General features: G+C 63.0%; 34 protein-coding genes and 1 other RNA gene. 18 read left to right on the forward strand and 17 right to left on the reverse strand.

Features of this window, described 5'->3' with window-relative positions; translation table 11 throughout:
- Window positions 1-11: 11 nt before the first annotated feature.
- Complete coding sequence (locus MESCI_RS06225; RefSeq protein ID WP_013529106.1) at window positions 12-851, reverse strand: AAA family ATPase; 840 nt, start codon at window positions 849-851, stop codon at window positions 12-14.
- A gap of 148 nt (window positions 852-999) precedes the next feature.
- On the opposite strand from MESCI_RS06225, the gene ssrS reads away from it, so the two are divergent.
- The 5 genes from ssrS to MESCI_RS06250 all read left to right on the forward strand — a co-directional run bounded on the left by ssrS (window position 1000) and on the right by MESCI_RS06250 (window position 3744).
- Window positions 1000-1155: non-coding RNA, 6S RNA (gene ssrS, locus MESCI_RS06230), on the forward strand.
- Window positions 1156-1251: 96 nt separating this feature from the next.
- A complete protein-coding gene (locus MESCI_RS06235) occupies window positions 1252-1839 on the forward strand; it encodes a 5-formyltetrahydrofolate cyclo-ligase (RefSeq protein WP_013529107.1) in 588 nt (195 codons plus the stop codon).
- A 70-nt stretch (window positions 1840-1909) separates the two neighbouring features.
- Window positions 1910-2734 carry a TIGR00282 family metallophosphoesterase gene (locus MESCI_RS06240; RefSeq protein WP_013529108.1) on the forward strand — a complete coding sequence of 275 codons (825 nt, stop codon included), beginning with the start codon at window positions 1910-1912 and terminating at the stop codon, window positions 2732-2734.
- 74 nt (window positions 2735-2808) lie between these two features.
- Window positions 2809-3570 (forward strand): TerC family protein, encoded by a 762-nt coding sequence (locus tag MESCI_RS06245; protein ID WP_013529109.1) that lies wholly within the window; start codon window positions 2809-2811, stop codon window positions 3568-3570.
- A gap of 3 nt (window positions 3571-3573) precedes the next feature.
- Window positions 3574-3744, forward strand: coding sequence for a hypothetical protein (locus tag MESCI_RS06250; protein WP_164919823.1), 171 nt, complete (start codon window positions 3574-3576; stop codon window positions 3742-3744).
- On the opposite strand, the gene MESCI_RS06255 is transcribed toward MESCI_RS06250, so the two are convergent.
- The gene (locus MESCI_RS06255) at window positions 3737-4204 is read right to left on the reverse strand and encodes an SRPBCC family protein (RefSeq protein ID WP_013529110.1); all 468 of its coding nucleotides are present in this window, start codon (window positions 4202-4204) and stop codon (window positions 3737-3739) included. The two genes, MESCI_RS06250 and MESCI_RS06255, sit on opposite strands and share 8 nt — an antisense overlap.
- 16 nt (window positions 4205-4220) lie before the next feature.
- On the reverse strand, window positions 4221-4703 hold the full coding sequence (locus tag MESCI_RS06260) for an SRPBCC domain-containing protein (protein WP_013529111.1): 483 nt from the start codon (window positions 4701-4703) through the stop codon (window positions 4221-4223).
- A 52-nt stretch (window positions 4704-4755) separates the two neighbouring features.
- Between MESCI_RS06260 and MESCI_RS06265 the strand changes: the two genes are divergently transcribed.
- From MESCI_RS06265 to MESCI_RS06275, 3 genes are all read left to right on the forward strand, one after another.
- Window positions 4756-5079, forward strand: a complete 324-nt coding sequence (locus MESCI_RS06265) for an ArsR/SmtB family transcription factor (RefSeq protein ID WP_013529112.1) — start codon at window positions 4756-4758, stop codon at window positions 5077-5079.
- 213 nt (window positions 5080-5292) lie between these two features.
- Complete coding sequence (locus tag MESCI_RS06270; RefSeq protein WP_013529113.1) at window positions 5293-6042, forward strand: YebC/PmpR family DNA-binding transcriptional regulator; 750 nt, start codon at window positions 5293-5295, stop codon at window positions 6040-6042.
- Between the two features lie 17 nt (window positions 6043-6059).
- Window positions 6060-6356 carry an Rdx family protein gene (locus MESCI_RS06275; protein WP_127224143.1) on the forward strand — a complete coding sequence of 99 codons (297 nt, stop codon included), beginning with the start codon at window positions 6060-6062 and terminating at the stop codon, window positions 6354-6356.
- Between the two features lie 18 nt (window positions 6357-6374).
- Here the strand turns inward: MESCI_RS06275 and MESCI_RS06280 are convergent, their stop codons facing one another.
- Together MESCI_RS06280 and MESCI_RS06285 are read right to left on the reverse strand one after the other, a co-directional pair.
- Window positions 6375-6524 carry a glycine zipper domain-containing protein gene (locus tag MESCI_RS06280; protein ID WP_013529115.1) on the reverse strand — a complete coding sequence of 50 codons (150 nt, stop codon included), beginning with the start codon at window positions 6522-6524 and terminating at the stop codon, window positions 6375-6377.
- 21 nt (window positions 6525-6545) lie between these two features.
- Window positions 6546-7025: an anthrone oxygenase family protein gene (locus MESCI_RS06285; RefSeq protein WP_013529116.1), complete on the reverse strand. Its 480-nt coding sequence runs from the start codon at window positions 7023-7025 to the stop codon at window positions 6546-6548.
- A 126-nt stretch (window positions 7026-7151) separates the two neighbouring features.
- Between MESCI_RS06285 and MESCI_RS06290 the strand changes: the two genes are divergently transcribed.
- Window positions 7152-7793: a TetR/AcrR family transcriptional regulator gene (locus MESCI_RS06290; protein ID WP_013529117.1), complete on the forward strand. Its 642-nt coding sequence runs from the start codon at window positions 7152-7154 to the stop codon at window positions 7791-7793.
- Between the two features lie 128 nt (window positions 7794-7921).
- On the opposite strand, the gene rpmE is transcribed toward MESCI_RS06290, so the two are convergent.
- Complete coding sequence (gene rpmE / locus MESCI_RS06295; protein WP_013529118.1) at window positions 7922-8143, reverse strand: 50S ribosomal protein L31; 222 nt, start codon at window positions 8141-8143, stop codon at window positions 7922-7924.
- 206 nt (window positions 8144-8349) lie between these two features.
- Between rpmE and MESCI_RS06300 the strand changes: the two genes are divergently transcribed.
- Window positions 8350-10149 (forward strand): ABC transporter transmembrane domain-containing protein, encoded by a 1800-nt coding sequence (locus MESCI_RS06300; protein WP_013529119.1) that lies wholly within the window; start codon window positions 8350-8352, stop codon window positions 10147-10149.
- A 27-nt stretch (window positions 10150-10176) separates the two neighbouring features.
- Here the strand turns inward: MESCI_RS06300 and MESCI_RS06305 are convergent, their stop codons facing one another.
- A complete protein-coding gene (locus MESCI_RS06305) occupies window positions 10177-11664 on the reverse strand; it encodes a carboxypeptidase M32 (RefSeq protein WP_013529120.1) in 1488 nt (495 codons plus the stop codon).
- 141 nt (window positions 11665-11805) lie between these two features.
- Between MESCI_RS06305 and MESCI_RS06310 the strand changes: the two genes are divergently transcribed.
- The gene (locus MESCI_RS06310) at window positions 11806-12159 is read left to right on the forward strand and encodes a DUF1304 domain-containing protein (protein ID WP_013529121.1); all 354 of its coding nucleotides are present in this window, start codon (window positions 11806-11808) and stop codon (window positions 12157-12159) included.
- A 76-nt stretch (window positions 12160-12235) separates the two neighbouring features.
- Here MESCI_RS06310 and MESCI_RS06315 read toward each other — a convergent pair whose 3' ends face one another.
- The 9 genes from MESCI_RS06315 to MESCI_RS06355 form a co-directional block, all read right to left on the reverse strand.
- Entirely contained in the window at window positions 12236-12670 is a 435-nt protein-coding gene (locus MESCI_RS06315) for a hypothetical protein (RefSeq protein WP_013529122.1), read from the reverse strand.
- A gap of 238 nt (window positions 12671-12908) precedes the next feature.
- A complete protein-coding gene (locus MESCI_RS06320) occupies window positions 12909-13940 on the reverse strand; it encodes a peptidoglycan -binding protein (protein ID WP_013529123.1) in 1032 nt (343 codons plus the stop codon).
- Between the two features lies 1 nt (window position 13941).
- Entirely contained in the window at window positions 13942-14967 is a 1026-nt protein-coding gene (locus MESCI_RS06325; protein WP_013529124.1) for a MotA/TolQ/ExbB proton channel family protein, read from the reverse strand.
- Between the two features lie 104 nt (window positions 14968-15071).
- A complete protein-coding gene (gene trhA / locus MESCI_RS06330; protein ID WP_027162532.1) occupies window positions 15072-15758 on the reverse strand; it encodes a PAQR family membrane homeostasis protein TrhA in 687 nt (228 codons plus the stop codon).
- A 122-nt stretch (window positions 15759-15880) separates the two neighbouring features.
- On the reverse strand, window positions 15881-16681 hold the full coding sequence (locus MESCI_RS06335) for an inositol monophosphatase family protein (protein ID WP_013529126.1): 801 nt from the start codon (window positions 16679-16681) through the stop codon (window positions 15881-15883).
- Window positions 16682-16766: 85 nt separating this feature from the next.
- Window positions 16767-17333, reverse strand: coding sequence for an elongation factor P (efp, locus tag MESCI_RS06340; RefSeq protein ID WP_013529127.1), 567 nt, complete (start codon window positions 17331-17333; stop codon window positions 16767-16769).
- Window positions 17334-17506: 173 nt separating this feature from the next.
- Window positions 17507-18547, reverse strand: coding sequence for a tetratricopeptide repeat protein (locus MESCI_RS06345; protein WP_013529128.1), 1041 nt, complete (start codon window positions 18545-18547; stop codon window positions 17507-17509).
- A 1-nt stretch (window position 18548) separates the two neighbouring features.
- On the reverse strand, window positions 18549-19196 hold the full coding sequence (locus tag MESCI_RS06350) for a thiamine phosphate synthase (RefSeq protein WP_013529129.1): 648 nt from the start codon (window positions 19194-19196) through the stop codon (window positions 18549-18551).
- Window positions 19197-19330: 134 nt separating this feature from the next.
- Window positions 19331-20248 carry a DMT family transporter gene (locus MESCI_RS06355; protein ID WP_013529130.1) on the reverse strand — a complete coding sequence of 306 codons (918 nt, stop codon included), beginning with the start codon at window positions 20246-20248 and terminating at the stop codon, window positions 19331-19333.
- A gap of 135 nt (window positions 20249-20383) precedes the next feature.
- On the opposite strand from MESCI_RS06355, the gene MESCI_RS06360 reads away from it, so the two are divergent.
- The 3 genes from MESCI_RS06360 (at window position 20384) to MESCI_RS06370 (ending at window position 22546) form a co-directional block, all read left to right on the forward strand.
- Window positions 20384-20863: an Lrp/AsnC family transcriptional regulator gene (locus MESCI_RS06360; RefSeq protein WP_013529131.1), complete on the forward strand. Its 480-nt coding sequence runs from the start codon at window positions 20384-20386 to the stop codon at window positions 20861-20863.
- A gap of 65 nt (window positions 20864-20928) precedes the next feature.
- Window positions 20929-21657, forward strand: coding sequence for a class I SAM-dependent methyltransferase (locus MESCI_RS06365; RefSeq protein WP_013529132.1), 729 nt, complete (start codon window positions 20929-20931; stop codon window positions 21655-21657).
- A gap of 118 nt (window positions 21658-21775) precedes the next feature.
- Window positions 21776-22546, forward strand: a complete 771-nt coding sequence (locus tag MESCI_RS06370; RefSeq protein WP_013529133.1) for a sulfite exporter TauE/SafE family protein — start codon at window positions 21776-21778, stop codon at window positions 22544-22546.
- 34 nt (window positions 22547-22580) lie between these two features.
- On the opposite strand, the gene MESCI_RS06375 is transcribed toward MESCI_RS06370, so the two are convergent.
- Window positions 22581-23132 carry a DUF2269 family protein gene (locus tag MESCI_RS06375; protein WP_013529134.1) on the reverse strand — a complete coding sequence of 184 codons (552 nt, stop codon included), beginning with the start codon at window positions 23130-23132 and terminating at the stop codon, window positions 22581-22583.
- Window positions 23133-23464: 332 nt separating this feature from the next.
- On the opposite strand from MESCI_RS06375, the gene MESCI_RS06380 reads away from it, so the two are divergent.
- The 4 genes from MESCI_RS06380 (at window position 23465) to MESCI_RS06395 (ending at window position 25729) form a co-directional block, all read left to right on the forward strand.
- A complete protein-coding gene (locus tag MESCI_RS06380; RefSeq protein ID WP_013529135.1) occupies window positions 23465-23845 on the forward strand; it encodes a hypothetical protein in 381 nt (126 codons plus the stop codon).
- 452 nt (window positions 23846-24297) lie between these two features.
- Entirely contained in the window at window positions 24298-24831 is a 534-nt protein-coding gene (rcdA, locus tag MESCI_RS06385; protein WP_013529136.1) for a protease adaptor protein RcdA, read from the forward strand.
- A 75-nt stretch (window positions 24832-24906) separates the two neighbouring features.
- On the forward strand, window positions 24907-25416 hold the full coding sequence (gene ruvC / locus MESCI_RS06390; RefSeq protein WP_013529137.1) for a crossover junction endodeoxyribonuclease RuvC: 510 nt from the start codon (window positions 24907-24909) through the stop codon (window positions 25414-25416).
- 61 nt (window positions 25417-25477) lie between these two features.
- Complete coding sequence (locus MESCI_RS06395; protein ID WP_013529138.1) at window positions 25478-25729, forward strand: AbrB/MazE/SpoVT family DNA-binding domain-containing protein; 252 nt, start codon at window positions 25478-25480, stop codon at window positions 25727-25729.

Genomic DNA, 25729 nt, shown 5'->3' on the forward strand with positions numbered 1-25729 from the left:
TGCCCGGCGCCTCACCCTTGCCTGCGTGCCATGAAGGCAAGCCGCTCGAACAGATGGACATCCTGTTCGTTCTTCAGCAATGCGCCATGCAGCTTGGGCAACGCGTTCTTCGGGTCGGCGCGCAGATCCTCGGGCGCGATGTCGTCGGCGACCAGCAGCCTTATCCAGTCGAGCGCCTCGGAGGTCGACGGTTTTTTCTTCAGCCCCGGCACTTCGCGGATCTCGTAGAACTGGGTGAGGGCTGCCCGAACCAGGTTCTGCTTGATGCCGGGATAGTGGACGTCGACGATTCTGTGCAGCGTGTCGACGTCGGGAAAGCGGATGTAATGGAAGAAGCAGCGGCGCAGGAACGCGTCCGGCAACTCCTTCTCGTTGTTGGAAGTGATGATGACGATCGGCCTGACGGCGGCGCGGATGGTTTCGCCGGTCTCGTAGACGAAGAACTCCATCCGATCGAGTTCCTGCAGGAGATCGTTTGGGAATTCGATGTCGGCCTTGTCGATCTCGTCGATCAAGAGCACGACCTTCCTGCCGGCGGCGAAAGCCTCCCAGAGTTTGCCGCGCTTGATGTAATTCCTGATGTCGTTGAAGCGCTCGTCGCCCAACTGGCTGTCGCGCAGGCGCGAGACGGCATCATATTCGTACAGGCCCTGCTGCGCCCGCGTCGTCGACTTGACGTGCCATTCGATGAGGTCGAGGCCGAGTGCAGCCGCCACCTGGCGGGCCAGTTCCGTCTTGCCGGTGCCGGGCTCGCCCTTGACCAGCAAGGGCCGCTCCAGCGCGATCGCCGCATTGACGGCCACCATCAGATCCTTGTCGGCGACATAGGCCGCCGTGCCTTCGAAACGCATTCTTACTCCTCGGTTGGTCATCGCGACCGTAAGGACGAGGCCGTGCCTGTGCAAGGGTGAGGTGTTGGCGGCGCGAGGGCCTGAACCCAACACGGAAAGAGTGCCCGTCTCACTGGCGCTTAGCCGGCCGGCAGCCTATATTGGGCGGGACGGTCTGTGCTTCCCGGCAGGAGAACATTTTCCCCGGGGCCTTAACGATCCTTAGGGAGCTGTCCCTGGGAAGACCCGTGGGTTTTCTCACACGGCGCCCACCTACTTTGTAGGTTCCCGGGATCGCTCTCTCCACCGGTTGTGTGGATCGTCACTTATTGCCACGCGTCCCGCATTTCGGTGGATGATTGCGGTGGAAAACGTCGCTCCCAACACTCCATCCAGATCTGACCTTTTCTACCCTGACTGCATGACCTCTCTCAAAGACCTCAAAAAGCAGCTTCGCCGCGAGGCCCTCGGACGCCGCGATGCGCTCGACGAATTCTGGCGGGTGGAGGTCGCGCTTGAAATGGCAGAGACGGCACGCGATCATCTCCATGTCGAGCCGGGCCAGATCGTTTCCGGCTTCTGGCCGATGCGCTCGGAAGTCGACGTCAGGCCGCTGATGTTTGCCTTGCGCGAAAGGGGCGCGCGGCTTTGCCTGCCGGCCATTCTCGACAAAACCACGATCGTCTTTCGCGAACTGGTGCGCGGCGTGCCGATGGTCGAGATGGGTTTCGGCACGGTCGGCCCGCATGAAGAAGCAGAAGTGCTCGACCCCTCGGTGATGCTGGTGCCGCTCGCCGCCTTCGATGCGCGCGGCCATCGCATCGGCTATGGTGCCGGCTATTACGACCGCGCCATCGCCAAGCTGATCGACAAGGGACAGCCGCCGCGGCTGGTCGGCATCGCCTTCGACTGCCAGGAGGTGGCAATGGTGCCGGATGAGGAACATGACGTCGTCATTCCGGAAATACTGACCGAGAGCGGGTTGCGCCGCTTCGCGTCAAAATTGTAGATAAAAGGACGCATGATCTTTCACAGACGTCATGCAGCTTTTGCTTCGCTGACCTTCGGTGCGGGATCATATGAGACTTCTCTTCCTCGGTGACATGGTTGGAAAGACAGGACGGACGGCGGTGTGGGAACAGCTGCCCGGCTTGATCTCCGACTTCAAACTCGATTTCGTCATCGTCAACGGTGAGAACGCCGCCGGCGGCTTCGGCATCACCGAAGATATCTTTCGCGAGACGATCGCGGCCGGTGCGGATGTCGTCACAACCGGCAACCATGTCTGGGACCAGCGCGACGCACTCGCCTTCGCGCCGCGCGAAGAGCGCTTCCTGCGCCCCTCGAACTTTCCCAAGGGCACGCCCGGGCGCGGCTCCGGCGTCTACATCGCCAGGAGCGGCGCGCGCGTGCTGGTCGCCAACATCATGGGCCGGGTGTTCATGCATCCCGAACTCGACGATCCCTTCCAGGCCGGCGAACGCGAGCTTGCCGCCTGTCCGCTCGGCGAGCAGGCGGATGCCGTGATCATCGACTTCCACGCCGAGGCGACCTCGGAAAAGATGTGCTTCGCGCATTTCGTCGACGGCCGTGCCAGCCTCGTCGTCGGCACCCATACCCACCAGCCGACCGGCGATCACCAGATCCTCAATGGCGGCACCGGTTATATGTCCGACGCCGGCATGTGCGGCGACTATGATTCCTCGCTCGGCATGGACAAGGAGGAGCCGCTCAACCGGTTCCTGTCGAAAGTGCCGAAAGGCCGCTTCGAAGCGGCGACCGGACCGGCGACCTTGTGCGGCGTCGGCGTCGATATTTCCGACCGCACCGGGCTGACCGACCGGATCGCGCCGTTTCGTCGCGGCCCGCGGCTGGAGGAAACCGCACCGTCCTTCTGGTCATGACATTGATATAGGCACGCTTAGTACCTAACTGCCGGCGACACTGCTCTAGATCGTTAAAAGAGGGGACGACCTCCATGCAGCTCATCGAATTCCTGGCGCCGCATTTTCAATTTGTGTCCGATCCAACCGCCTGGGTCGCGCTGCTGACGCTGATTGTGCTCGAGGTCGTGCTCGGCATCGACAATCTGATCTTCATCTCGATCCTGACCAACAAGCTGCCGGAAGCACAACGGGCCCGTGCCCGCCGGCTCGGCATCTCGGCGGCGCTGATCATGCGGCTGGTGCTGCTGGCCACCATTTCGATCATCGTCCAGCTGACCACGCCGGTGTTCACGGCCTTCGGCCACGGTTTTTCCTGGCGCGACCTGATCCTGATCGCCGGCGGCCTGTTCCTGGTCTGGAAGGCGACCAAGGAGATCCATCACACGGTCGATCCCGACGACCACAAGGATACGATGATGGGCGAGACGCTGCAGATCAGCCTCGCCGGCGCGATCTTCCAGATCCTACTGCTCGACCTGGTCTTCTCAATCGATTCGATCATCACCGCCGTCGGCATGACCGACGAGATCGCCATCATGTACATCGCCGTGATCGTGGCGGTCAGCGTGATGATGCTGGCGGCCGGGCCGCTGGCCAACTTCATCGCCAAGAACCCGAGCATTGTCATGCTGGCGCTGGGCTTCCTTTTGATGATCGGCATGACACTGATCGCCGACGGCATGGGCTACCATGTGCCCAAGGGCTACATCTATGCGGCGATGGGCTTTTCGGCATTGGTCGAGGGGCTCAACATGCTGGCGCGGCGGCGCAAGAAGCCGGGCGGCGGGCATTGAGGCATGAGCAGCAGGGACCTTAGCCAGGATCAGCGCGATCAGTTGGCCAAGCTGGCTGAATTGCCTGACAGCGAGATCGATATCTTGGACATTCCGGAAGCTCCGGCCGAGAATTGGGCTCAAGCTCGTCGTGAGCAGGAAAAGCGGCGATCCCAAGCCCGCCGGTTCAGTTAGCCGGCACGCCCTTCGGGTGACGGTCGCCGATCAGGCCGAGCGTCAGGCCTTGTTCCAGCCACGCCTTGGCACCGGCCAGCACCAGCGTGAAGCCGCCGGTTGAGCCGACGGCCTCTTTGACCTGCCCGTCGCCATCGCCGGCGAAGCCAAAATTGCGAACCTCGAGAAAAGTTGTCTCGCCAGGCATTTCGGTGAAAGTCCAGACCACGGTGGTCGGTGGATCGCTCCACTGCATGACGATCTTTTCGTTCGGAACGATCTCGCTGACGTCGACCGTCGTCGAGGCGCCGTACATGCGCCATTCCCAGTGGATCTGCTCGCCGCTGTCCAGCCGGCCGCTGCCATGGGTAAACCAGAATTTTGTGGTGATGGCCGGGTCGACGAAGGCCTCGAACACTTCGGCGACAGGCCGCCGGATCAGCATGCCGGCTTCGGCGGTCGGTTTTTCGTGGATGTCCATGGAATGCTCCTAATGGTCAGATATTGGTCTCGTTGGCGGGTTCGCCTTTCATCTCGCTGCGGTAGTAACCGTCGCGCAAATTGATGCCGTACTCGACATAGGCCTTCATGCAGGCCAGCATCTGCGACCAGCCCTCGCAATTGAGGTAGGACTTCTTCAGGCCGACCGCGCCTTCCTGCCAGCCGCTCTCGGCGATGGTGACGAAGGTGCCGCCATCGTCCAGCGGTTCGAAGTTCATCTCGATGCGGGTTTTGTAGGCCGGCTTGCCGTCCTCATCGGTGGCATCCCAGCGCAGCACGATGCGGCGGTCCTTGACCACTTCGTCGACCTCAACCGGCACCTTGCCCCACCAGACGACGCCGGCGCCGGCTTCCAGCGGGGCGCTGGCGCCGCCGATCGTGGTGAAATAGCCGCTCAGTTTCTTCGGATTGACGACTGCGTCGAAGACGTCGGCGACCGGCTTGCCGATGCGTCCGGAAACACTGAATCCAAGTGACATATCCACAGCTCCTTCCCTTGATCGGTCCAAAGATATGTTATATAAACATAACATGTCAAGCAGATCGCAAGACGACAATGTTTTCAAGGCGCTGGCGCATCCGCGCCGGCGTGAAATACTGGATCAGCTGAAGGACGCGCCGAAGACGACCGGCACGCTGTGCGAGGCCTTTCCCGCTATCGATCGCTGCACGGTCATGCTGCATCTGAAGGTGCTGGAGGAGGCCGACCTGATCGTTGCGCGGCGCGACGGCCGCGAGCGCTGGAACCATCTCAACGCGCTGCCGATCAAGCAGATCCACGACCGCTGGATCAGCCAGTATGCCGGCCATGCGCTCAGCATCATCGACCGACTGAAGTCGGACCTCGAGGCGTGAGCGGCCGCAGCAGGTCACGTCTTGCGCCGCATGCGCGGTGCGGCTGGACGAATTGAGCCGATTTATCTATAAGCCGGCCATTCCGACAGAGAACGCCGTGCTTCCAAGAGGTGCACCTGGGACGCTCTGAAATTTTGAATTCGGGCATTGCGGAAGACGAGGTCAGATCACTTCGCTTCGCGATGCTCTAGCCGAGAAGACGACAGGGGTGCCATGGCTGGCCATTCACAGTTCAAGAACATCATGCACCGCAAGGGCCGCCAGGATGCGGTGCGGTCTAAAATGTTTTCCAAGCTGGCGCGCGAAATCACCGTCGCCGCTAAAAGCGGGACGCCCGATCCATCGATGAACCCGCGCTTGCGCCTGGCGATCCAGAACGCCAAGGCGGTGTCGATGCCGAAGGACAACATCCAGCGCGCCGTCAACAAGGCCTCGATGGGCGATGCCGAGAATTACGAAGCCGTGCGCTATGAGGGCTATGGCCCGGGCGGCGTCGCTGTCATTGTCGAGGCGCTGACCGACAACCGCAACCGCTCGGCGTCCAATGTGCGTGCTGCCTTCACCAAGGCCGGCGGCGCGATGGGGGAAACGGGCTCGGTTTCCTTCATGTGGGACCGCGTCGGCGAGATCTATTATCCGGCATCGGCCGGCAGCGCCGACAAGGTCATGGAAGCGGCAATCGAAGCCGGCGCCGACGACGTGGAAACCGACGAGGAAGGCCACACCATCTATTGCGCCTTCGAGAATCTCGGTGAGGTGTCGAAGGCTCTGGAAACCTCGCTCGGCGAGGCAGAATCGGTGAAGCTGATCTGGCGGCCTCAGAACAACGTTCCGGTCGACGAGGAGCGGGCACAGTCGCTGATGAAACTGGTCGCCACGCTCGAGGACGACGACGACGTGCAGAGCGTCTACGCCAACTTCGAAGTCGACGACGAGACCATGGCCAAGCTCAGCGCGGCATGAGCGGAGCTCAGCCCGGCATGAGCGAGAGAGTGCTCCCCGCCATCCGCATCACCTACTGCACGCAGTGCCAATGGCTGTTGCGCGCCGGCTGGATGGCGCAGGAGCTGCTGTCGACCTTCGGCACGGACCTCGGCGAAGTAACGCTGGTGCCGGGCACCGGCGGCATCTTCACCATTTCCTGCAATGACGTGCTTGTCTGGGATCGCAAGCGCGACGGCGGTTTTCCGGACGCGGCCAAGCTGAAGCAACTGGTCCGCGATGTCATTGATCCGGACCGCGACCTCGGTCATTCCGATCGGAAGACAAAGGCGTAGAGGCCGCCGGCGCTGCCGTCACTTGCGTCGCCACGCTCCGAAGGCGGCGCCGATCGCAATACCCACGGCGACGCCCATCGGAAGGTCATCCAGAGCGGTGCCGACCGCGGCACCGACACCAACTCCGATCGCCATGCCGAAGGCCATATTCGAATATTGATCCTTCATCGGTGGCTCCATCCATCCTTTTCAACGCGCGGCGAACCAGAAGGATGCCAGCGCGGCTATGCCGCTGATGGTGCGGACATGGTTCCACATCACCCACTCGTTGAGGTAGCGCGACCACAGGCTTGCGCCATTGCTGCTGGCCGGATCGAGGGCGGCGAGCGCATCGTTGAGCGGGACGTTGAAGATCATCGTCACCACCACGATGCCGATGAGATAGAGCAGGCTGCCGGCAACCAGCCAGAGCGAGCCTGGCTGGTTCCAGCCGATCACCGCACCGATGGCGACAACGATGCAGACGAGAGCCGTGCCGAACAGTGCTGTCATGAATAGCGGCGTCACCGCTGTGACGTTGATGGAATTCATCGCGGCAATGCCGCTTGCGGCTGGCATGCGGGCGAGGCCCGGCATGACGAAGCTGGAGAAAGCAAAGAAGACGCCGCCGACGACGCCTGAGCCAAGTGCGGCAATGAAGATGAGAGTGGGAAGAAGTTTCGCGATCATGTCAGTTGCTCCAGATGCCCATTGTGCTTTCCTCCGCATAAACGTGATTAATCCTCACATTTGCAAAACGTGATAAACCCTCGTATTTTTCGAGTCAAGTGATTTTGGCGGCATTTGGAGTCAGGTATGGAAGACGCGGCAACCCCCGTTTCCGCACAGAAGCAGGCTGCTTCACCGCGTCGGGCGCCGAGCCAGCAGCGCAGCCGCGAGCGGGTCGAGCGCATGCTGGCGGCTGCCTCGGCGCTGATCGCCGAGCAAGGCAGCGATGCCATGCGCATGGGTGAGGTGGCGGAGCGCGCTGGGGTGTCGATCGGGTCGCTCTACCAGTTCTTTCCGGACAAGCGGGCGATCATCTGGGCGCTGGCCGAGCGCTACACCGCCGAAAGCCAGTCCTGCATTTCGGCAGCACTGGCTGGTATCAGCGACGCCGAACGCCTGCAGTCCGCGTTTTCAGAGTTGGTCGACATCTATTACCGGCTGTTCCTGGCCGAGCCGGTGATACGCGACATCTGGTCGGGCACGCAGGCCGACAAGGCGCTGCGCCAGCTCGAACTCGCCGACAGCCGCGCCAACGCCGAGTTCCTCAGCGCGGTGCTGAAACGGCTGCGGCCGGCAGCCGATCCGGCGACACTGGAAACCACGGCGTTTCTGGTCTGGCAGATGGGCGAGGCCGCCATGCGGCTGGCGATCTCGGTTGAGCGGCAGGAGGGCGACAGGCTGGTCGCCGCCTACAAGCGCATGGCGTTAAGGGAATTGCTGGCCGAGTAGGACCGCGCCGCAACAAAAAACCCGCCACAAGGGCGGGTTTTCGATCTGTGAAAGCTCGTTTGGCTTAAGTTCTTACTTGACGCAAGTCGTTATCCCAAAACCGCTTGGCACTTTTGGGCGACATGCAATTAGATGCCGAAACCTTCGAAACGCTTCTTGAACTTCGACAGGCGGCCGCCGCGGTCGAGCAGGGTCTGCTGGCCGCCGGTCCAAGCCGGATGGGTGGTCGGGTCGATATCGAGGTTCATCGTATCGCCTTCCTTGCCCCAGGTCGAACGGGTCGTGTATTCGGTGCCGTCGGTCATGACGACCTTGATGGTGTGATAATCGGGATGGATGTCGGTCTTCATGGTTCGGTTCCTGGCTTGCCGGCGCTGCCGACGGGCATAAGCCTGCGTCGATGCGCCCCTTTTTAAAACTCGAAGCCGCAGCTATTGAGGAGCCACGGCTTCTAAAACGGTCGGCGAGCCTATACATCAGCCGGAATTGAATCACAAGGCCGCGGCAAGCGCATATTGAGGCGCAGACCCCAAGGACGGCTGGAGGAAACATCGGGATGGCGCAAATCACCAGCGCAGACGAGCGCCGGCGTTCGCTCAAGCCGCTCAAGCGCCTGTTCCCCTACATCACGCACTACCGCACGCTGGTCGTCGGCGCCATTATCTCGCTGGTTATCGCGGCGGCAACCACGCTGGCGCTGCCGCTGGCGGTGCGTCGCATGATCGATCATGGCTTCTCGTCGTCCAGCACGACCTTCATTGCCGAATATTTCGCAGCGCTGGTGGCTATGGCCGCCCTGCTGGCGGCAGCATCGGCCGGCCGCTACTATTTCGTCATCACGCTGGGCGAGCGCGTCGTCGCCGATATCAGGCGCGATGTGTTTGCCCATGTGACGACGCTGTCGCCTGCCTTCTTCGACACCGCCCAGTCGGGCGAGATCGTGTCGCGGCTTGCCGCCGACACGACGCAGGTCAAGTCGGCGGTCGGAGCGACGGCCTCGGTGGCGCTGCGCAATGTCATCCTCGGCCTTGGCGCGGTGGGGATGATGGTCATCACCAGCCCGAAACTGTCCGGCCTGGTCATCGCGGCAATACCCGTGATCGTGCTGCCGCTGGTCGCCTTCGGCCGTTCGGTGCGGCGCAAATCACGCCAGGCGCAGGATACGCTGGCCGATGCCACCGCCTATGCCAGCGAGCAGATCGGCGCGGTGCGCACGCTGCAGGCCTTCACCAATGAGAAGCTGGTCACCGGGCATTTCTCGGCTGCGGTGGAAGCTGCTTTCGAGGCGGCACGCTCCTCGATCTTCGCGCGCTCCTTCTTAACCTTCTTCGCCATTTTCACCATCTTCTCGTCCGTCGTGGCGGTGCTGTGGTTCGGCTCGCGCGACGTGCTCGAAGGCTCGATATCGCCAGGCACGCTCGGCCAGTTCCTGCTCTATTCGGTGTTCGCCGCCGGCGCGCTGGGCGCGCTGTCGGAAGTGTGGGGCGAACTTGCGCAAGCGGCGGGTGCTGCCGAACGGCTGACCGAGATCCTGGCCGAGAAGCCGGCGATCCAGGCTCCCGCCGATCCGAAGCCGCTGCCGGCCGTCGCCAAGGGCGCGATCGTCTTCGACAATATCTCCTTCTCCTACCCGGCAAGGCCCGACCGCGCCGCCGTGCACGGCTTAAGCTTTCAGGTCATGCCGGGCGAGACGGTGGCGATCGTCGGGCCGTCAGGGGCCGGCAAGAGCACGGTGTTTTCGCTGATCCTGCGTTTTTACGATCCCGAAACAGGCAAGATCCTGATCGACGGCGTCGATGTGCGCGAGGCCGATCCCGTTTCGGTCCGCCAGCGCATCGCCATCGTGCCGCAGGACGTCACCATTTTCGCGGCAAGCGCGCGTGACAATATCGGTTTCGGCCGGCCGGGAGCCAGCAAGACCGAAATCGAGACGGCGGCGAAGGATGCACTTGCCGATGAATTCATCCTCAAGCTGGAAAAGGGCTATGACAGCCAAGTCGGTGAGCGCGGCGTGACGCTGTCAGGCGGTCAGCGCCAGCGGGTTGCGATCGCCCGTGCCATCTTGCGCGACGCGCCGATCCTGTTGCTCGACGAGGCCACCTCGGCACTCGACGCCGAAAGCGAAACGCTCGTGCAGACGGCATTGGAACGGCTGATGCATGGCCGCACCACGATCGTCATCGCCCACCGCCTGGCAACGGTGCTGAAGGCCGACAGGATCCTGGTCATGGATGGCGGCTCGATCGTCGAGGAAGGCACGCATCAGAGCCTTGTCGCCAAGGGCGGCATCTATGCGCGGCTGGCCAAGCTGCAGTTTGAAACCGGCGCCAGTGCTTTCAGGGGCGCGGCGGAATAGGCAGATCTGCCGCTGTGGCGAGAGCCGCTATGCGGCTCCATAGCGCTGTTTCAGATGGTTCACGAAATAGGTAGCATTGAGCTTTTCGCCGGTGGCGCGTTCGAGCAGGTCCGGCGTCGACCAGCGTGACCCCTGTGACCAGATTTTTTGGCGGCGCCAGTCGTTGATCGCCTCGAAATTGCCTTTGGCGAGATCCTCGTCGGCGGCAGGATGCTCCCGCGTCAGCGCCGCCCATTGCTGTGCCGCCATCATCGCGCCAAGCGTGTAGGAGGGGAAGTAGCCGAAAGCTGCCCCTGGCCAATGCACGTCCTGCATTGGCCCGTCGGCTGGGTTGTCGATGGTGGAAAGGCCGAGGTAGTCGCGCATCTTGGCGTCCCAGGCTTCGGGCAGATCGGCCACCTCCAGCCGGCCCGAGACGAGTTCCTGTTCCAGTTCGTAGCGCAGGATGACATGCAGGGGATAGGTCACCTCGTCGGCATCGACCCGGATCAGGCCGCGTCCGACGCGATGCACGTGCGGCAGGATGTCGTCGAGCGACCAGGCTTCGCCGAGATGCTTTTCAACCACTGGCAGCGCCCAGCGCCAGAAGGCCGGGTTGCGGCCTAGCTGCTTCTCGACGAACAGGCTCTGGCTTTCATGCACGGCCATGCCGCGCGCTTTGCCGAGCGGCCAGTGCGACCATGCCTTGGGCAGGTTCTGTTCGTAGAGCGCATGGCCGGTCTCGTGCAGCACGCCCATCAGCGCCGACAGGAAGTCGGACGTCTTGTAGCGGGTGGTGATACGCACGTCGCTCGGCACGCCGCCGCAGAAAGGGTGGTGCGACACCGACAGCGACCCATGCGTCAGGTCGAAGCCGACTGCCGTCATCATGGCAAGGCCGAGCTCGCGCTGCCGATCGATCGCATAGGTGCCCGAAAGCGGCTTCAGCGGGCGCTTGCGCTGCCGTGCGTCCTGGATCGCCAGCGCCTCCGGCACGAAACTTTTCAGAAAAGCCTTCAGGTCGCTGAACACAGGCGTGATGTCGGCGGTGCGGTTGCCGGGGTCGTACTGCTCCATCAGCGCGTCATAGGGGGCCAGGCCGAGCACATCGGCACGCAGCGCCGCCTCCTCGCGCACCAGCGCCACGACGCCTTCCAGCGCCGGCTGGAAGCCTGCCCAGTCGTTCTTGGCGCGCAGGCCGCGCCACAGCTGCTCGCAACGCATGCGCGCGGTCGTCTGGCGTTCGACGAATTCGACCGGCAGGCAGGTCAGGTTGGTGTATTGCCGCCTCAGTTCCGAGACGGCGGCGCGCTGCTCCTCCCCCAGCGCTTCCTGTTCGGCCGCGGCGATCCAGTCTGCTATCTCGGGCGCCGTTGCCCTGGTGTGATACATGCCGGCCAGTGCCGACATCGCCTCGGCACGCTTCTCGCCGCCGCCGACGGCCATGTGCGTGGCCTCATCGGCACCGAGGATGGCCAGCGCATGCTCGAGCGCTTCGAGCTTGTGACCGAGGTCGTCGAGTTTCTGAAAGGACATGGCGACTTCCGTGATTGGGACGGCGCGAAAAGACACCAACGCAAAAGCGTTGGCAACCCTCGGATGCCGTCCGGCAAATGCACCTTGCGCAGGCGAGGCCACGCATGAAATGCTGCCGGCAACACATCAAGGGGGGAAAAAATGATCGGCAACATCCTGGTCGGGCTGGTGGCCTTGATCCATGCCTACATCGTCTATCTGGAGATGGTGCTGTGGGACACGCCGCGCGGGCACAAGGCTTTCAACCTGACCCCGGAATTCGCCAGTGCCTCGAAAGTGCTCGCGGCCAATCAGGGACTTTATAACGGGTTCCTCGCCGCCGGGTTGATCTGGGGGCTATACCTTGGTGCGGCCGGTTTCCAGGTCAAGGTCTTCTTTCTGGCTTGCGTGGCCATTGCCGGCCTCTATGGCGCGGCAACGGTCGGGCGCAAGATCCTGTTCATCCAGACCGTGCCGGCGGTGATCGCCCTGATCGCGGTGTGGCTCGGCTGGTAAAAAAGGGCGCCCGCGGGATCGCTTTCGAAGGCGCCAGGCAGTTCCTTCCTCTTGGACCGTTTCGGGCGCTATGGCCTCAGCCGTTCGGGTAATTGCCGCCGTCGGCGCCGTCGCCGATCATGAAGCCGCTGCCGGTGTCGATCATCAGCCGCTGGTCGACATTGTCGAGACGGCGCAGCAGCTCATGGTATTGCGCGGCCGGTATCCTGCCGTGATCGGAGGCGGCGACTTTCTCTGCCGCCTGACTGATGTGGGCCGTGCGCATTTCCAGGCGTTCCGCCACAGCCGGGGTGATGTTGTTGGCCTGTCTTGCGTCCACGATGCCCTGCCGGACGCCCTGCACCTGTTGGATAAGCGCCTCGACACGCGGGCCAGTCATATCGGTTGGATCGGTCGCGTCGAGAGCGCCCTTGTGATGGCCCGCGGCATAGGCGCCGGCAAGCGGAACGGCGATGAGGAGCGCCGTGAGTGTTGCAGTTCTAAGCGAGGTCTTGGGAGTGAAAGAGCGCATCACGCGTCTCCTCTTGTAGAGGGAGGCGGCGGTTGTCCGCCTGCCTTCCAGCCTTGGGCCGTCCGGTTCCGTCGCGTCGCGATGAGGGGGATTCATCGCCGGCGGTTCTCGGCCCGGGCGGCAGGCTAGGACCGCCCTGCGATAATGTGTAATTAAAAAAAGATAATCTTTTCAGGCCTTGCCGGCCTCCATCTGCGCCCTAGGGTTGAGCCGGCGAACAAGTTCGCGTGATTTTGGATCAACGTTCGGTGAGCTTCAGTTCAATACGGCGGTTCTTGTTGCGCGCCTCTTCGGTGTCGGCGGGATCGAGCGGCTGGAACTCACCGAAGCCTGCCGCGACCAGGCGGTTGGCCGGCACGCCGTTCTCGATCAGAAATTTCACCACCGAGGTCGAACGCGCCGTCGACAGTTCCCAATTGTCGCGGTAGCGGCCGGTGCCGGAGAGCGGCTTGTTGTCGGTATGGCCGTCGACGCGCAGCACCCAGTTGATCTCGGGCGGGATTTCCTTCTGCAACTCGATGATGGCGTCGGCGAGTTTCTTCATCTCGACCTTGCCGGCATCGTTGATCACCTCAGAGCCGGTCGGGAACAGCACTTCCGACTGGAAGACGAAGCGGTCGCCGACGATGCGGATGTTCTCGCGGTCGGCGAGGATTTCGCGCAAACGGCCGAAGAAGTCGGAGCGGTAGCGGTTCAACTCCTGCACGCGCTGCGCCAGCGCGACGTTGAGGCGGCGGCCGAGATCGGCGATCTTGGTGTTGGAATCGCGGTCGCGGATTTCGGAGACGTTGAGCGCATCCTCGAGCGCGCCGATCTGCTTGCGCAGCGCCGCGATCTGCTGGTTGAGGATCTCGACCTGGCTCAGCGCCTGCTGGCTGATCTGGCGCTGGCTGTCGAGTTCGCCGCCGAGCGCCGCTGCACGCTGGTTGGCGGCGTCGCCGGCACCGGCACCTTGCGCCAGCAATCGTTCGAGCCGGCTCTTTTCCGCTTGCGCGGCCGACAGCGACGCCTGCAGATTGGCCAGGGAATCATCCTTGTCCTGCGCCGTCGAGCGCTCCAGCGCCAGCAATTGGGTCAGTTCGTTGATCTGCGAGTTGAGGCGCGAGAGCGCCGTATCCTTGCCGGAGATTTCGCGTCCCAGCAGGAACTGCGCCAGCACGAAGACCGTGAGCAGGAACATGATCGCCAAAAGCAGCGTCGACAGCGCGTCGACGAAGCCCGGCCAATAGTCGATGCGGCGATCGGTGCGCCGGCCCCTGGCGAGCGCCACTTCAGTGCACTCCGGGCTTCTTCAGGGCATCGGCGATCTTTTCCAGCGTGTTGCGCATCGCCTTCTGCTCGTCGGACTGGGCCTCGACCCAGTCGCGCATGATCTGCTGTTCCGAGCGCATATTCTTGACCAGGCCGGAAATGCCGTCGGCGAGATTGGCCATGGCGGTGGCGACGCGCGGGTTGGAGCCGCCGCCATTCTCCTGCATCGAGCGCAGCCGTTCCGACAGCACCCGGATCTCGTCGGAGGATTCGGTTTTGGCCGGGTCGGCGACGACGATGTCCGACGACAGGTCGGTGACCGAGGAAAGCCAGTTTTCCAGTTCGGTGTAGAAGCGCGTCTGGGCGCGGCCGGCCTGCAGGTCGAGGAAGCCGAGCACCAGCGAGCCGGAGAGGCCGAACAGCGAGGACGAGAAGGCGGTGCCCATGCCGGCCAGCGGCGCCGAAAGCCCCTGCTTCAGGGAATCGAGCACCGCGGCGGCGTCACCGGTGCCGGGATCGAGCGATTCGATGGTTTCGCGGATCGAGCCGATGGTGTTCAACAATCCCCAGAAGGTGCCGAGCAGGCCGAGGAACACCAGCAGGCCGACGAGATAGCGCGAGGTGTCGCGGCTTTCGTCGAGGCGCGTGGCGATGGAATCGAGCATGGTGCGCATCGAACTGGTCGAGAAGGCCATCGCCGAGGAACGGCCGATCATCGCCTTCATCGGCGCCAGCAGCACCGGTTCGGTCGTCTCCGAGCCGGCACGGAAGGAGTTGACCCAGCGCACTTCGCGAAACAGTCGCCCGACCTGGGCGAAGGCCAAAAGGATGCCGACCACCAGCACGCCGACGATCAGGCCATTGAGGCCGGGATTGCTGCCAAAGGCGGTTGAGATCTGTCGGGTGAGGATGGCGGCGATGAAGGCGACGATGACCAGGAAGATCACCATGGTCAGCAGAAAGACCTGCGGGCTCGATAATTTATGCGGGTCGTAGATCAGGACATCAGAACGTCTGCCCATGCCGAAGGATCTGAGAAAAGCCATCCGTGCCCCGTTTCCGATGCCGCCGCCGATCACGTAAACCGCGACTCTAAACGGAATTGTGACCAAATTGAATGGCGCTTGGCAATATTGCCGCGTCGATAGTGTCAGAGGCGATTGATGACCAGACAGTCGACCATGGCGGCCAGATGCAGGCTGGCGCCGGTGACGACGAAACCGTGCCACAGCGCATTGTGGAAGCGCAGCCCCTTCCAGGCGAAGAAGATGACGCCGCAGGAGTAGACGATGCCGCCGGCAACGATCAGCGCTATCGATGTCGTCGGCAGCGTCTGGACAAGCGGCTTGACCAGGATGATGCCGCTCCAGCCAATGGCGAGATAGAAGCCGATCGCCAGCCGGTCGAAACGGCCGGGAAAGAACACCTTGATGGCAATGCCCAGCGCTGCCGCGGTCCAGACCAGCACGATCATCCAGCGCGCCAACGGCGAGCCTTCGAGCTGCGCCAGGAAAGGCGTATAGGTCGCGGCGATCAGCAGATAGATCGCGGCGTGGTCGAAACGCCGCAACACCCATTTTGCCGGCGACGAGACCGGCCACAGATTGTAGGTCATCGACACCGAGAGCACGGTGAGCAGCGAAACCACGTAGAAGGCGGCGGCGATGTATTCGCCGGGTCCGACACGAAACGCCGCCAGCGCCAGCAGCGCGGAACCGGCCGATATCGCCAGCACGATGCCGACCGCGTGGACGATACCGTCGGCGATCATCTCGGCACGCGAATAGTGCCAGCGTCCGATGAACGGGATATCGGGGTAGGGTTCGTTGTCTCTCACTAAGCCGGGTTCCTGCGCCGCGCCCTCCAATCTGGGCGCTCGCCGGGCAGTATTTCAAGCTTCCGTTGCGGTTTTGCGACTGCGGCGCATCAGCGCGGCGGTTTGTCGGCGCGGCTTGCCTGTCAACGAGAGGAGAGCGGCTTCTTCACGACCTTGAGCAAAGCGCGCTGGATGATCTCGTTGCCGGCGACGACCGAACCGTTGTCGAGCATGTCCTGGCCGCCATCCATGTCGGAGACGAAGCCGCCTGCCTCGCGGATCAAAAGCAGCCCGGCGGCGATATCCCAGGCAGACAGGCCGGTTTCCCAGAAGCCATCCATGCGGCCGGCAGCGACATAGGCGAGATCGAGCGATGCGGAGCCGAGGCGGCGGACGCCGGAAACCTCGGCCATGACGTTGCGCAGCTCGACGAGGAAATTGCCGTGGTGGCCGCGGCCGAGATGCGGCATGCCGCAGCCGATGACCGTGTCGACCAGCTTGATGCGGCCGGCGACGCGCAAGCGGCGGTCGTTCATGAAGGCGCCGCCGCCGCGTTCGCAGGTGTAGAGTTCGTCCATCGCCGGATTGTAGATGACGCCGGCGACGATCTGGCCCTGGCGCTCCAGCGCGATCGAAACGGCAAAGAGCGGAATGCCGTGCAGGAAATTGGTGGTGCCGTCGAGCGGGTCGACGATCCAGCGATGCTGGCCGTCGTCGCCTTCGACCACGCCGCGCTCCTCCATCAGGAAGGAATAGCCGGGCCGTGCCTTGGACAGTTCGGCGAAGACGATGTCCTCGGCCTTGCGGTCGGCCTGGCTGACATAGTCGCCGGGGCCCTTCATCGAGACCTGCAGGTTCTGCACTTCGCCGAAGTCGCGCGACAGCGAGCGGCCGGCCTTCATTGCGGCCTGGACCATGACGTTGAGAAGGGCTGAGCGTGCCATAGTGCTTTTTCCCGGTGCTGCGCTTTAAATTCTGCCTCGATGCATGTCGGTGACCCGGAACCGGGCCACTGTTGGGCGACATGCGTCAGTCGGCGCGGCGCACGTAAGTGATTTCGTTGGTGTCGACGATGATGCGTTCGCCGGCGCCGATGAAGGGCGGCACCAGGACGCGGATGCCGTTCTCCAGGATCGCCGGCTTGTAGGACGATGCCGCCGTCTGGCCCTTCACCACCGGGTCGGCCTCGGTGATGGTCAGCGTCACATAGTCGGGCAGCGAAATGCCGATCGGCCGCTCTTCGTAGAGCTGGACCGTTACCATCATGCCGTCCTGCAGGAAGGCGGCGCGATCGCCGACGAAGTCCTTGTTCAATTCGAGCTGCTCGTAGCTCTGGGTGTCCATGAACACCAGGGCGTCTTCCTGCGCGTAGAGGAAGGAAAAATCCTTCAGGTCGAGCCGGATCTGTTCGACCGTTTCGGCCGAGCGGAAGCGCTCGTTGAGCTTGGTGCCGTTGATGAGGTTCTTCAGTTCGACCTGATTGTAGGCGCCGCCCTTGCCAGGCTTGACGGTGTTGGTCCTGACCGCCACCCAAAGGCCGCCATCATGCTCGATGACATAGCCGGGACGGATTTCGTTGCCATTGATCTTGGCCATGATGAGATGATCCGGAATGATGCCTACGGCCACGCCGTCGGTAAGGGATATTCGCTGGGAAAGCGATTTCGGGCTCCCAAGACCACAAATCGCCAGAAGAGGCAAGGGAGCGGGCAGGTTGGGACCAGGCAAGGGAGCCGGGGTTGCACTTGCAATGACCGTGAGAACCGCCGTCAAGGCAGTCGGTTGGCCTTCTGCAGCGCCTGCTTGGTCTGGTCGTCGTCCAGCCCCTGCAGGAAGTCGTCCATCTGCGGATCGATGAGGCCGGCGCGGCGGGCAATGATGTACCAGGCACCGGCAAGGACCAGGTCCGGATCGGTGCCGATGCCTTGCATATAGAGCTTGGCCAGGCGGTTCTGGGCGGCAACATTGCCGCCCTCCGCCGCTTGCTTCATCCAGCCGAAGGCGGATTTCAGGTCGCGCGCGCCGCCGCGGCCTTCGATCATCCAGGCGGCGAGATCGATTTGCGCGGTGTCGTAGTTCTGCCTTGCGGCCTGCGCCAGCAGGCGCCTTGCCTGGGCATCGTCGCGTGGCTTGCCGCCGACACCGTTGGCGTAGATCTGCGACATTGCATATTGCGCGTCCGCGAGGCCGGTCGCAGCGGCGCGTTCATAGTAGGAGACCGCCTTGGCCATACCGGCGTCGCCGGGGTCCTGCTGGACCAGCATCTGCGCGAAATTGAATTGCGCCAGCCGGTTGCCGGCTTCGGCTGCGGCCTGCATCAGGGCGTAGGCCTCTTTTCCATCCTTTTTGACATAGCGGCCGTCGAGCAGCATCAGCGCATACTGGAACTGCGATTCCGGCACACCCTGTTCGGCGGCCAAGGCGTACCATTTCGCCGCCTGCGCCGAATTGACCGGTACGCCGAGACCTCGCGACAGGATCTCGGCCACCAGGGTCTGCGCCGCCGGGTCGCCGTTTTGCGCCCGGACCAATGCCAGATTGTAAGCTGTCTTGTAGAGGCCGCGCTGGAAGGCGCCATAGGCCGCGTCGGCGGGTTTTGCGCCGAAGCGGTCGGGATTGACGGCGTCGGCCGACGGCAGCGGCGCAGGCTCGGCCGTGGTGGCGGGCTGCGGCAACGGCTTGTCGATCGGCTTATCGGTGTGGACGCCGATTTCCGGCTTGGGCTGCGGCAAGGGGATGGTCTCCGCGGCCGCCGCCTGGACCATCAGCACCGCAAGCAGAGCCTGGAGGGGAAGCGTCGCCGATGACATTTCAGTCCTCGAAACGCGGCGCAGTCTCGTCGAGCAGCGCGTTGGCGGTGGCGACCGCTGTCCTGGGGTCGGTGCCGTCGGCGAACACGGCGCTCGACAGCGCCACGAATTCAGCGCCGGTGGCGCCCACGGCTTCGACCGAGGCGATGTCGGATCCGGCCATGACGATGCAAGGGATCTGGATCATGTCCGCCCACCATGCGCCGAGCGACAGGTTGCGCGGGTGCGGTTCGGGCTTGTTGTCGTAGCCGAAGCGGCCGAAGAAAATGTAGTCTGGCCGCGTCTCGCCAAGCTCGAGCGCGTCGTCACGCGTCTTGGCGCCTCCGGTGCCGACCATCATCTTTGCCTGGAAATGCTCGATCGTCTCGGCGAGTTCGGCCTTGGAGACTTCGACATGGATGCCGTCGGCCTGGACGCGGCCGGCTATGCGGGTGTCGCCGGCGATGATGACAGCAACGCCGGCGGCTTGCGCTGCCGGCACGATCCGTTCGGCGAAAGCCTGGAACGAGGCTTCATCCATGCCGTTCTCGGGCAGGATCAGCGAAGCGACATCGCCACCATCGAATGCCGTGACAATACGGGCCGCCGGCACGCCGGGCGGCGCGATCAGCACGATGCGACAGCGATTGGGGGGCGTTGCTTCATTCATGGTTCTTCGGGTCCCGCGTTTCGCCTATGCCGGGCGAAGATGGTTGGATTGCGGCATAGAGCAAAGTGCCCGCCTTGAACAGGCGGGCAGCCGGGATCGCGATGTTTGATCCGCCGGGCAGCCGGCGGGCCGCTTCACTTGATCGGGTGCGGGCTCGCGACGGGCGGTTTGCCCTTCCACAGCGTCCAGCCGAGATTCATGCCGGCGGCGGCGATCAGGATGGCGGTGGCGCCGACGACCTGGCTCAGATGCAGCCGATGGCCGAAGGCGACGACGTCGACCAGGATGGCGACGACGGGATAGATGAACGACAGCGATCCCTGCAGATGCGTCGGCAGCTTCTGGATGGCGCCGTACATCAGTATGTACATCAGGCCGGTGTGGACGATGCCGAGCGTCGCCAGCATGGTCCAGCTCCAGGCATCGGCTGGAAGCCGGGATAGATTGGCGAACGGCGCCAGCATGACGACGCCGACGCAGACCTGGATCAGCGCAATCAGATGCGGTGGCGTGCCCTTGAGCTTCTTGGTGACGATGGCGGCGACGGCCCAGAAGAAGGCCGCGCCCAATGCCATGACGATGCCGGTGAAATAATCCGTGCCGGCCATGCCGGCATTGGGGCCGGCATCGGGAGCCGACTGCACGATCAGCACCATGCCGGCGAAGGCGATGGTCAGCCAGGTCAGCTTGGTCAGGCTCAGCCGCTCGGCGAAGAAGAGCGCGCCGAAGCCGACCAGCATGAAGGGCTGCGTGTTGTAGACGGCGGTGGCGATCGAGATCGACGCGCGCGAGAAAGCGCTGAACAGCAAAAGCCAGTTGAAGACTATGGCGACGCCGCCGAGCGCGGCGATGCCGATGATGCGCAGCGACAGCCTGTTGCGCAGCAACCCCAGCCCGGCGCAGATGATGAGCAGCGTCAGCGCGCCGAAAGCGCAACGCCAAAACACCACATCCATGATCGGCTGGCCGGACAGGACGACGAACCATCCGATCGTTCCCAGGATGGCCATTGCGGCGGACATTTCGACCGTGCCGCGTACTGTCTCGTTCACAACAAACCTCCGTATCGGTTGAGCCGCCATAATCTCATGCGGTCGCGAAGCTTTCCATCAGATTGGAAAGGGTGTATGGCCTATTGGCCTAATTATATTAGGAGAAAGCTCCAAGCTGTCGGGAAAAGGAAAAAGATGCTGGACGATCTCGATCGAAATCTCCTTGAAATCCTGGTCAAGGATGCGCGGACCTCGCTGAAGGAGCTGGCCGCCCAGGTCGGGCTGTCGTCGCCAAGCGTTTCGGAGCGGCTGCGACGACTCGAGGAGCGCGGCGTCATCCGGGCGTTCACCGTCGAGATCGATCCGCTCGCGCTCGGCTATACCTTGCAGGCGATCGTGCGCATCCGGCCTCTGCCGGGCAAGCTGCACATCGTTCAGAAGCTGATCGAGGACATCCCCGAATTCGGCGAATGCGACAAGGTAACGGGCGATGACTGCTTCGTCGCCCGGCTGTTCGTACGCTCGATCGGCGATCTCGACGGGATTCTCGACCGTATCGCCGACAAGGCGGAGACAAGCACCGCCATCATCAAGGCGCAGCCGATCCGGCGGCGGCCGCCACCGCTCGACGCGGCTGCTTCTCGGGATAGGGCAAAGGTCTTGCATGCCTCCTGATCGAGCCGGGTGGAAAGCCGATGGCCGCTTGGTTAGTGTGCCGACCAAATGAGACCGAGACTGTCATGGCGCAGAACATATACGACCGTGAGGATTTCTTCGCAGGCTACAGCCAACTCGGCCGTTCGGTCGAAGGGCTGGAGGGTGCCGCCGAGTGGCCGGCGATGCGCGCGATGCTGCCCGATGTCGGCGGCTTGAGGGTCGTCGATCTCGGCTGCGGCTTCGGCTGGTTCTGCCGATGGGCACGCGAGCATGGGGCGGCGCAGGTGCTTGGCCTGGACCTGTCGGAGAAGATGCTTGCCCGAGCAAGGGCCGCCGGCCCGGATGCAGGGATAAGCTATGAGACGGCCGATCTCGATCGGCTCAGCCTGCCGGAAGCCAGCTTCGATCTCGTCTACAGTTCGCTCGCCTTGCACTATGTCGAGGATGTGTCGCGTCTGTTCGGGACCGTGCATCGGGCCCTGGCGCCTGGCGGGCATTTCGTCTTTTCGACGGAACATCCGATCTTCATGGCGCCGACCAAACCCGGCTGGGTGATCGATAGCGAAGGCCGAAAGACGTGGCCTGTCGACCAGTATCTGGTGGAAGGACCGCGCAGCACGGACTGGCTGGCCAAGGGCGTCGTGAAACATCACCGCACGATCGGCACCACGCTCAACGCTCTCCTGCAGGCCGGCTTCACCATCGCGCATGTCGAGGAGTTCCGTCCGACATCAGAGCAGATCGCGGCCAAACCCGAACTGGCGGAAGAGCTCGAGCGGCCGATGTTCCTGCTGGTCTCGGTGCGTCGGTAGGCACAGGCCTGCGTCGGCCCGCATGTGCGGCCGCCACGCTCATATTTGCTGTCGCTCCGCCCGACATTCTGGGCTATTCAAGCGTCGACACGCTTTCCCTCCGGACCAGTCCCCTCCCATGTCAGGCCTGCTTCTCGATCCGTGGTTCTATGCGGCCGCCATTCCGGCGGTCATTCTGGTCGGCCTGTCGAAGGGCGGCTTTGGCGGTGCCGTCGGTTTCGTCGGCGTGCCGCTGATGGCGCTGACCATGCCACCGGTGCAGGCGGCGGCCATCCTGCTGCCGATCCTGTGCCTGATGGACATCGTCTCGGTGTGGACGTGGTGGGGCGTTTACGACCGCAAGATGCTGGTCGACATGATGCCGGGCGCCGTCATCGGCATCGGCCTTGGCTGGCTGACGGCGGCACTGGTGACCGAAGAGGCGGTGCGGCTGATCGTTGGCGCCGTCGCCATCATCTTCGTCCTGCGCTGGCTCTATCTGCAGTTCCGCCACGGCGCCGATCACGCGGCCGCGCCCAACCGCGTGGCCGCCGCCGTGTGGGGCACGGTCGCCGGCTTCACCAGCTTCGTTGCCCATGTCGGCGGCCCGCCCTTCCAGGTCTATGCCTTGCCGATCCGTCTCGATCCGAAAGTTCTGTCGGGCACCGCAGCGATCTTCTTTGCCGCCACCAACGCGCTGAAGCTGGTGCCCTATTTCGCGCTCGGCCAGTTCGACACCGCCAATCTGACGGCATCGGCGGTGCTGATGCCGCTGGCGCCGCTGTCGACCATCGCCGGAGCGTGGCTGGTGCGCCGCATGCGGCCGGAAACCTTCTATCCCTTTACCTACGCAACCGTCGCGGTCGTGGCGCTGAAGCTGCTGTGGGATGGCATTGTCGGCCTGATGTAGAAAGGCCGCCGCGCAGCCGCCCCGTCATCAGGGGTCAGGCGGTGCTTGGCACCAGACGACGGTTGCCGCCAAAAGCCAGTGTCGCGCCGACCATAACGACCAGCACCATGCCGGCAAGGATGCCGATGTCATGCACGGTCGGTTTGAGCACCATGTCCGCAATGATCACCAGCATCACCGCATAGTCGAAACGTGCCGCGCTCATCATGCGCTGGCCGATGGCAAGAACCTCTGGCGTGACGCCCTCCTTGGCGATCATTGCGCCCATGCGCTCCCCGGTCGGCTTGAAGATGAACATGCCGATCGAAAAGGTCGTGGCGTATCCCGCCAGGCCGATGAGTACCCACAAATCGGAGAAGCCGACCCAGAACCAGCACATGATGAGGCCGAAGATCAGCGTCAGCATCGACATCGGCGCAAAGAACCTGCCGCCCAGCTGACCGCTGGCGCGCATTGCCTGCAGCTTTTCCTCGATGTTGCCCGCGCGCTCGGCAAGCATGCCCAGCAGGAACAGTACGAAGCCGCCGCCGACCCACAGAATGGCGGTAGTGACGTGGAGGAATTTGACGATCGAGTACCAGTCCATGGGTTGCTCCTGCAGTGTCCGGTCAGGTTTGCGGCGGCGCCGATTTGCGCCGGCCGTCAGAGGAGCGGGCGTTTAGCGTGGCGCCTGTTTCGGAACGATGTCGCGAAAAATCCGGCTCTGTTTCAGCTTACGGCCAACGCGCGAGGTCGCAGATTGTGAACGCATTATCTGATTTTCTGCTAATGTACGAATCGTCAGGAGGGGGTTGGCGCGACATCGTCTGGATACGCTGCCGATATTAGTGCGCCAATGCCGGGAGCCCGGTGGCGACAACAATCGCCTGACGATCAACCCATTCCCGCAAGCGGGAAAAGGCAATTCGGGGGACCATTATGCAAGGGATAGCACGGAATTTCTTCACGCTGGCCATCATCTATTCGCTGTGCGGCATGGCGCTCGGCCTGTACATGGCGATCAGCCAGGATCACGGCCAGATGCCGACCCACGCCCACACGATGGTGGCCGGATGGCTGATGTCGGCGGTCTTCGCCTTCTTCTACCATTTGTTTCCGGCAATCGGGCAGAAGACGCTCGCCACAGTTCATTTCTGGCTGACGGCGGTCAGCGGCATCGGCCTGCTGATCGGCCTCTATTTCCTGCTTGCCGGCAATGCCGCGATCGAACCGCTGGTGGCGGCCTCCTCGATGGGCTTCTACGCAGCCATGCTGCTGTTCGCCTTCATCGCCTTGCCGGCGGTCTGGAAGACCGCTTGAGCCGAGCCTAAGGGAAGGTGAGGCTGTGCCGGCGGTCTGGAAGACCGCTTGACCGAGCCTGACGCAGGAGATGCTGTGCTGTTACGGCACAGTATGGCGGCGTTCGGTCAAAAAAAAACATCCGCACCGTTAAGGCTTCATTAAGCTTTACAGGTGTTTACTATGTTCATCCAGTGATCTGGATTCTTACCGAGTGGTTGGAGCCACTTTGTTTGACGCCTCCCTGTTAAACTCCTGAGAGCCGCCTTATCCGCGGCTCTTTTTTTGTCTCGATTTCTCTTTTTTTGTCCGCACCCCAGCGGGGCCGTCCGACAGGGGTGCCGTTAACCTTCTGTTAAACATGTGCTTGCCTTCACCGGTGACGAAGCGCATTTTCAAGCTTCAGTCAGATAGGGTTCCGGGTGTATCGGCAGGGAGCCGAATCGGCCGGTTGCAAGTGCAGGGGCGTATCAATGAACGAGCCTTCGAAGGGCAGTGCGAAAACCGTCAAGCTGGCGGAACGCCGGGTTTTCTCGCAATCCTTCAAGCCGCTTTACCAGGAAGGCATGGGTCTGGTCGAACAGGCCGCCGAATATCTCGACGGCAAGGGCCGGGCCGAGGCGAAGAAGCTGTCGCGGCTGGCCGCCACGCTCTACGCGGCCGAATCGATGCGGCTGACCACCAGGCTGATGCAGGTTGCCTCCTGGCTGCTTTTGCAGCGCGCCGCCAATTCCGGCGAGATGACCCGTGACCAGGTGGCGTCGGAAAAGTCCAAGGTGCGCCTCGACACCGCTTCCGCCCATGACGAAGCCGCCGGTTGGGCCGAACTGCCCGAGGATTTCCTCGACCTCGTCACCCGCTCGCTGCGCCTGCAAGCGTTGGTGCGCCGCATGGACGACGAGATCTATGGCTCCGGCGCCATGGTCGACATGCAACCGATGGCTCGCCGCCCCAACCCGGTTTCCGACCAGATCAGCCTGCTCAACACGGCTTTCGCTCGGGGTTAGACCGCGGTCCGCCTTCTGTTTCCGGTTTGTTCACATTTCGCTGGCATCGCTGTCCGCCGGAGGTAAACTCGGCAAATGGCGGAAGCGATTCGCATCATCGGCATCGATCCCGGGCTTCGGCGCACCGGCTGGGGCATCGTCGAAAGCCTCGGCAATTCGCTGCGCTTCATTGCTTCCGGCACTGTGAAATCAGACGATAAGGCCGCGCTGGCAACGCGGCTGTGCCAGCTGCATGACGGGCTTGCCGAAGTCCTGCATGCCGCCATGCCGCACGAGGCGGCGGTCGAACAGACCTTCGTCAACAAGGACGCGGTGGCAACGCTGAAGCTCGGCCAGGCACGCGGCATCGCCATGCTGGTGCCGGCGCGTGCCGGGCTTGTCGTTGCCGAATATGCGCCCAACGCCGTCAAGAAGGCGGTGATCGGCGTCGGCCATGGAGACAAGAAGCAGATCCACATGATGGTGAAGGTGCTGTTGCCGAAAGCCGTCTTCGATACCGAGCATGCCGCCGACGCGCTCGCCATCGCCATCTGCCACGCGCATCACCGGCAAAGCGTGGCCTACCGGATGGCACTCGCTGGTTAGCGATGTTCTTGACTTGTTCGTCGGGTTGGAATAATCCTTACTTGTAAGAAAGGGGTGTTTCATGCGTGTGACGAGCAAAGGCCAAGTGACAATCCCACGGGATCTGCGGGAGACATTTGGGATTGGCGCCAACAGCGAAGTCATCTTCGGCATCGAGGGCGGCAAGATCACGATCACGCCGAAGCATGACAAGGGGCGGTTGGCCGACCGCGAAAGACTCGATCGTTTTCTTGCTGCGCTCGATCGGCTTGAGGGCAGCGGCGATCAGACAATGAATGCCGATGCCGTCATGGCTTTGACCCGGGATCGCTAA

The sequence above is a fragment of the Mesorhizobium ciceri biovar biserrulae WSM1271 genome (genome assembly GCF_000185905.1).
GTDB lineage: Bacteria > Pseudomonadota > Alphaproteobacteria > Rhizobiales > Rhizobiaceae > Mesorhizobium > Mesorhizobium ciceri.

Excerpts from the sequence above, each read along its gene's own strand:
- MESCI_RS06225 (WP_013529106.1), bottom strand. The coding sequence starts at position 851 with ATGCGTTTCGAAGGCACGGCGGCCTATGTCGCCGACAAGGATCTGATG.
- MESCI_RS06235 (WP_013529107.1), top strand. The coding sequence starts at position 1,252 with ATGACCTCTCTCAAAGACCTCAAAAAGCAGCTTCGCCGCGAGGCCCTC.
- MESCI_RS06240 (WP_013529108.1), top strand. The coding sequence starts at position 1,910 with ATGAGACTTCTCTTCCTCGGTGACATGGTTGGAAAGACAGGACGGACG.
- MESCI_RS06245 (WP_013529109.1), top strand. The coding sequence starts at position 2,809 with ATGCAGCTCATCGAATTCCTGGCGCCGCATTTTCAATTTGTGTCCGAT.
- MESCI_RS06250 (WP_164919823.1), top strand. The coding sequence starts at position 3,574 with ATGAGCAGCAGGGACCTTAGCCAGGATCAGCGCGATCAGTTGGCCAAG.
- MESCI_RS06255 (WP_013529110.1), bottom strand. The coding sequence starts at position 4,204 with ATGGACATCCACGAAAAACCGACCGCCGAAGCCGGCATGCTGATCCGG.
- MESCI_RS06260 (WP_013529111.1), bottom strand. The coding sequence starts at position 4,703 with ATGTCACTTGGATTCAGTGTTTCCGGACGCATCGGCAAGCCGGTCGCC.
- MESCI_RS06265 (WP_013529112.1), top strand. The coding sequence starts at position 4,756 with ATGTCAAGCAGATCGCAAGACGACAATGTTTTCAAGGCGCTGGCGCAT.
- MESCI_RS06270 (WP_013529113.1), top strand. The coding sequence starts at position 5,293 with ATGGCTGGCCATTCACAGTTCAAGAACATCATGCACCGCAAGGGCCGC.
- MESCI_RS06275 (WP_127224143.1), top strand. The coding sequence starts at position 6,060 with ATGAGCGAGAGAGTGCTCCCCGCCATCCGCATCACCTACTGCACGCAG.
- MESCI_RS06280 (WP_013529115.1), bottom strand. The coding sequence starts at position 6,524 with ATGAAGGATCAATATTCGAATATGGCCTTCGGCATGGCGATCGGAGTT.
- MESCI_RS06285 (WP_013529116.1), bottom strand. The coding sequence starts at position 7,025 with ATGATCGCGAAACTTCTTCCCACTCTCATCTTCATTGCCGCACTTGGC.
- MESCI_RS06290 (WP_013529117.1), top strand. The coding sequence starts at position 7,152 with ATGGAAGACGCGGCAACCCCCGTTTCCGCACAGAAGCAGGCTGCTTCA.
- rpmE (WP_013529118.1), bottom strand. The coding sequence starts at position 8,143 with ATGAAGACCGACATCCATCCCGATTATCACACCATCAAGGTCGTCATG.
- MESCI_RS06300 (WP_013529119.1), top strand. The coding sequence starts at position 8,350 with ATGGCGCAAATCACCAGCGCAGACGAGCGCCGGCGTTCGCTCAAGCCG.
- MESCI_RS06305 (WP_013529120.1), bottom strand. The coding sequence starts at position 11,664 with ATGTCCTTTCAGAAACTCGACGACCTCGGTCACAAGCTCGAAGCGCTC.
- MESCI_RS06310 (WP_013529121.1), top strand. The coding sequence starts at position 11,806 with ATGATCGGCAACATCCTGGTCGGGCTGGTGGCCTTGATCCATGCCTAC.
- MESCI_RS06315 (WP_013529122.1), bottom strand. The coding sequence starts at position 12,670 with ATGCGCTCTTTCACTCCCAAGACCTCGCTTAGAACTGCAACACTCACG.
- MESCI_RS06325 (WP_013529124.1), bottom strand. The coding sequence starts at position 14,967 with ATGGCTTTTCTCAGATCCTTCGGCATGGGCAGACGTTCTGATGTCCTG.
- MESCI_RS06335 (WP_013529126.1), bottom strand. The coding sequence starts at position 16,681 with ATGGCACGCTCAGCCCTTCTCAACGTCATGGTCCAGGCCGCAATGAAG.
- efp (WP_013529127.1), bottom strand. The coding sequence starts at position 17,333 with ATGGCCAAGATCAATGGCAACGAAATCCGTCCCGGCTATGTCATCGAG.
- MESCI_RS06345 (WP_013529128.1), bottom strand. The coding sequence starts at position 18,547 with ATGTCATCGGCGACGCTTCCCCTCCAGGCTCTGCTTGCGGTGCTGATG.
- MESCI_RS06350 (WP_013529129.1), bottom strand. The coding sequence starts at position 19,196 with ATGAATGAAGCAACGCCCCCCAATCGCTGTCGCATCGTGCTGATCGCG.
- MESCI_RS06360 (WP_013529131.1), top strand. The coding sequence starts at position 20,384 with ATGCTGGACGATCTCGATCGAAATCTCCTTGAAATCCTGGTCAAGGAT.
- MESCI_RS06365 (WP_013529132.1), top strand. The coding sequence starts at position 20,929 with ATGGCGCAGAACATATACGACCGTGAGGATTTCTTCGCAGGCTACAGC.
- MESCI_RS06370 (WP_013529133.1), top strand. The coding sequence starts at position 21,776 with ATGTCAGGCCTGCTTCTCGATCCGTGGTTCTATGCGGCCGCCATTCCG.
- MESCI_RS06375 (WP_013529134.1), bottom strand. The coding sequence starts at position 23,132 with ATGGACTGGTACTCGATCGTCAAATTCCTCCACGTCACTACCGCCATT.
- MESCI_RS06380 (WP_013529135.1), top strand. The coding sequence starts at position 23,465 with ATGCAAGGGATAGCACGGAATTTCTTCACGCTGGCCATCATCTATTCG.
- rcdA (WP_013529136.1), top strand. The coding sequence starts at position 24,298 with ATGAACGAGCCTTCGAAGGGCAGTGCGAAAACCGTCAAGCTGGCGGAA.
- ruvC (WP_013529137.1), top strand. The coding sequence starts at position 24,907 with ATGGCGGAAGCGATTCGCATCATCGGCATCGATCCCGGGCTTCGGCGC.
- MESCI_RS06395 (WP_013529138.1), top strand. The coding sequence starts at position 25,478 with ATGCGTGTGACGAGCAAAGGCCAAGTGACAATCCCACGGGATCTGCGG.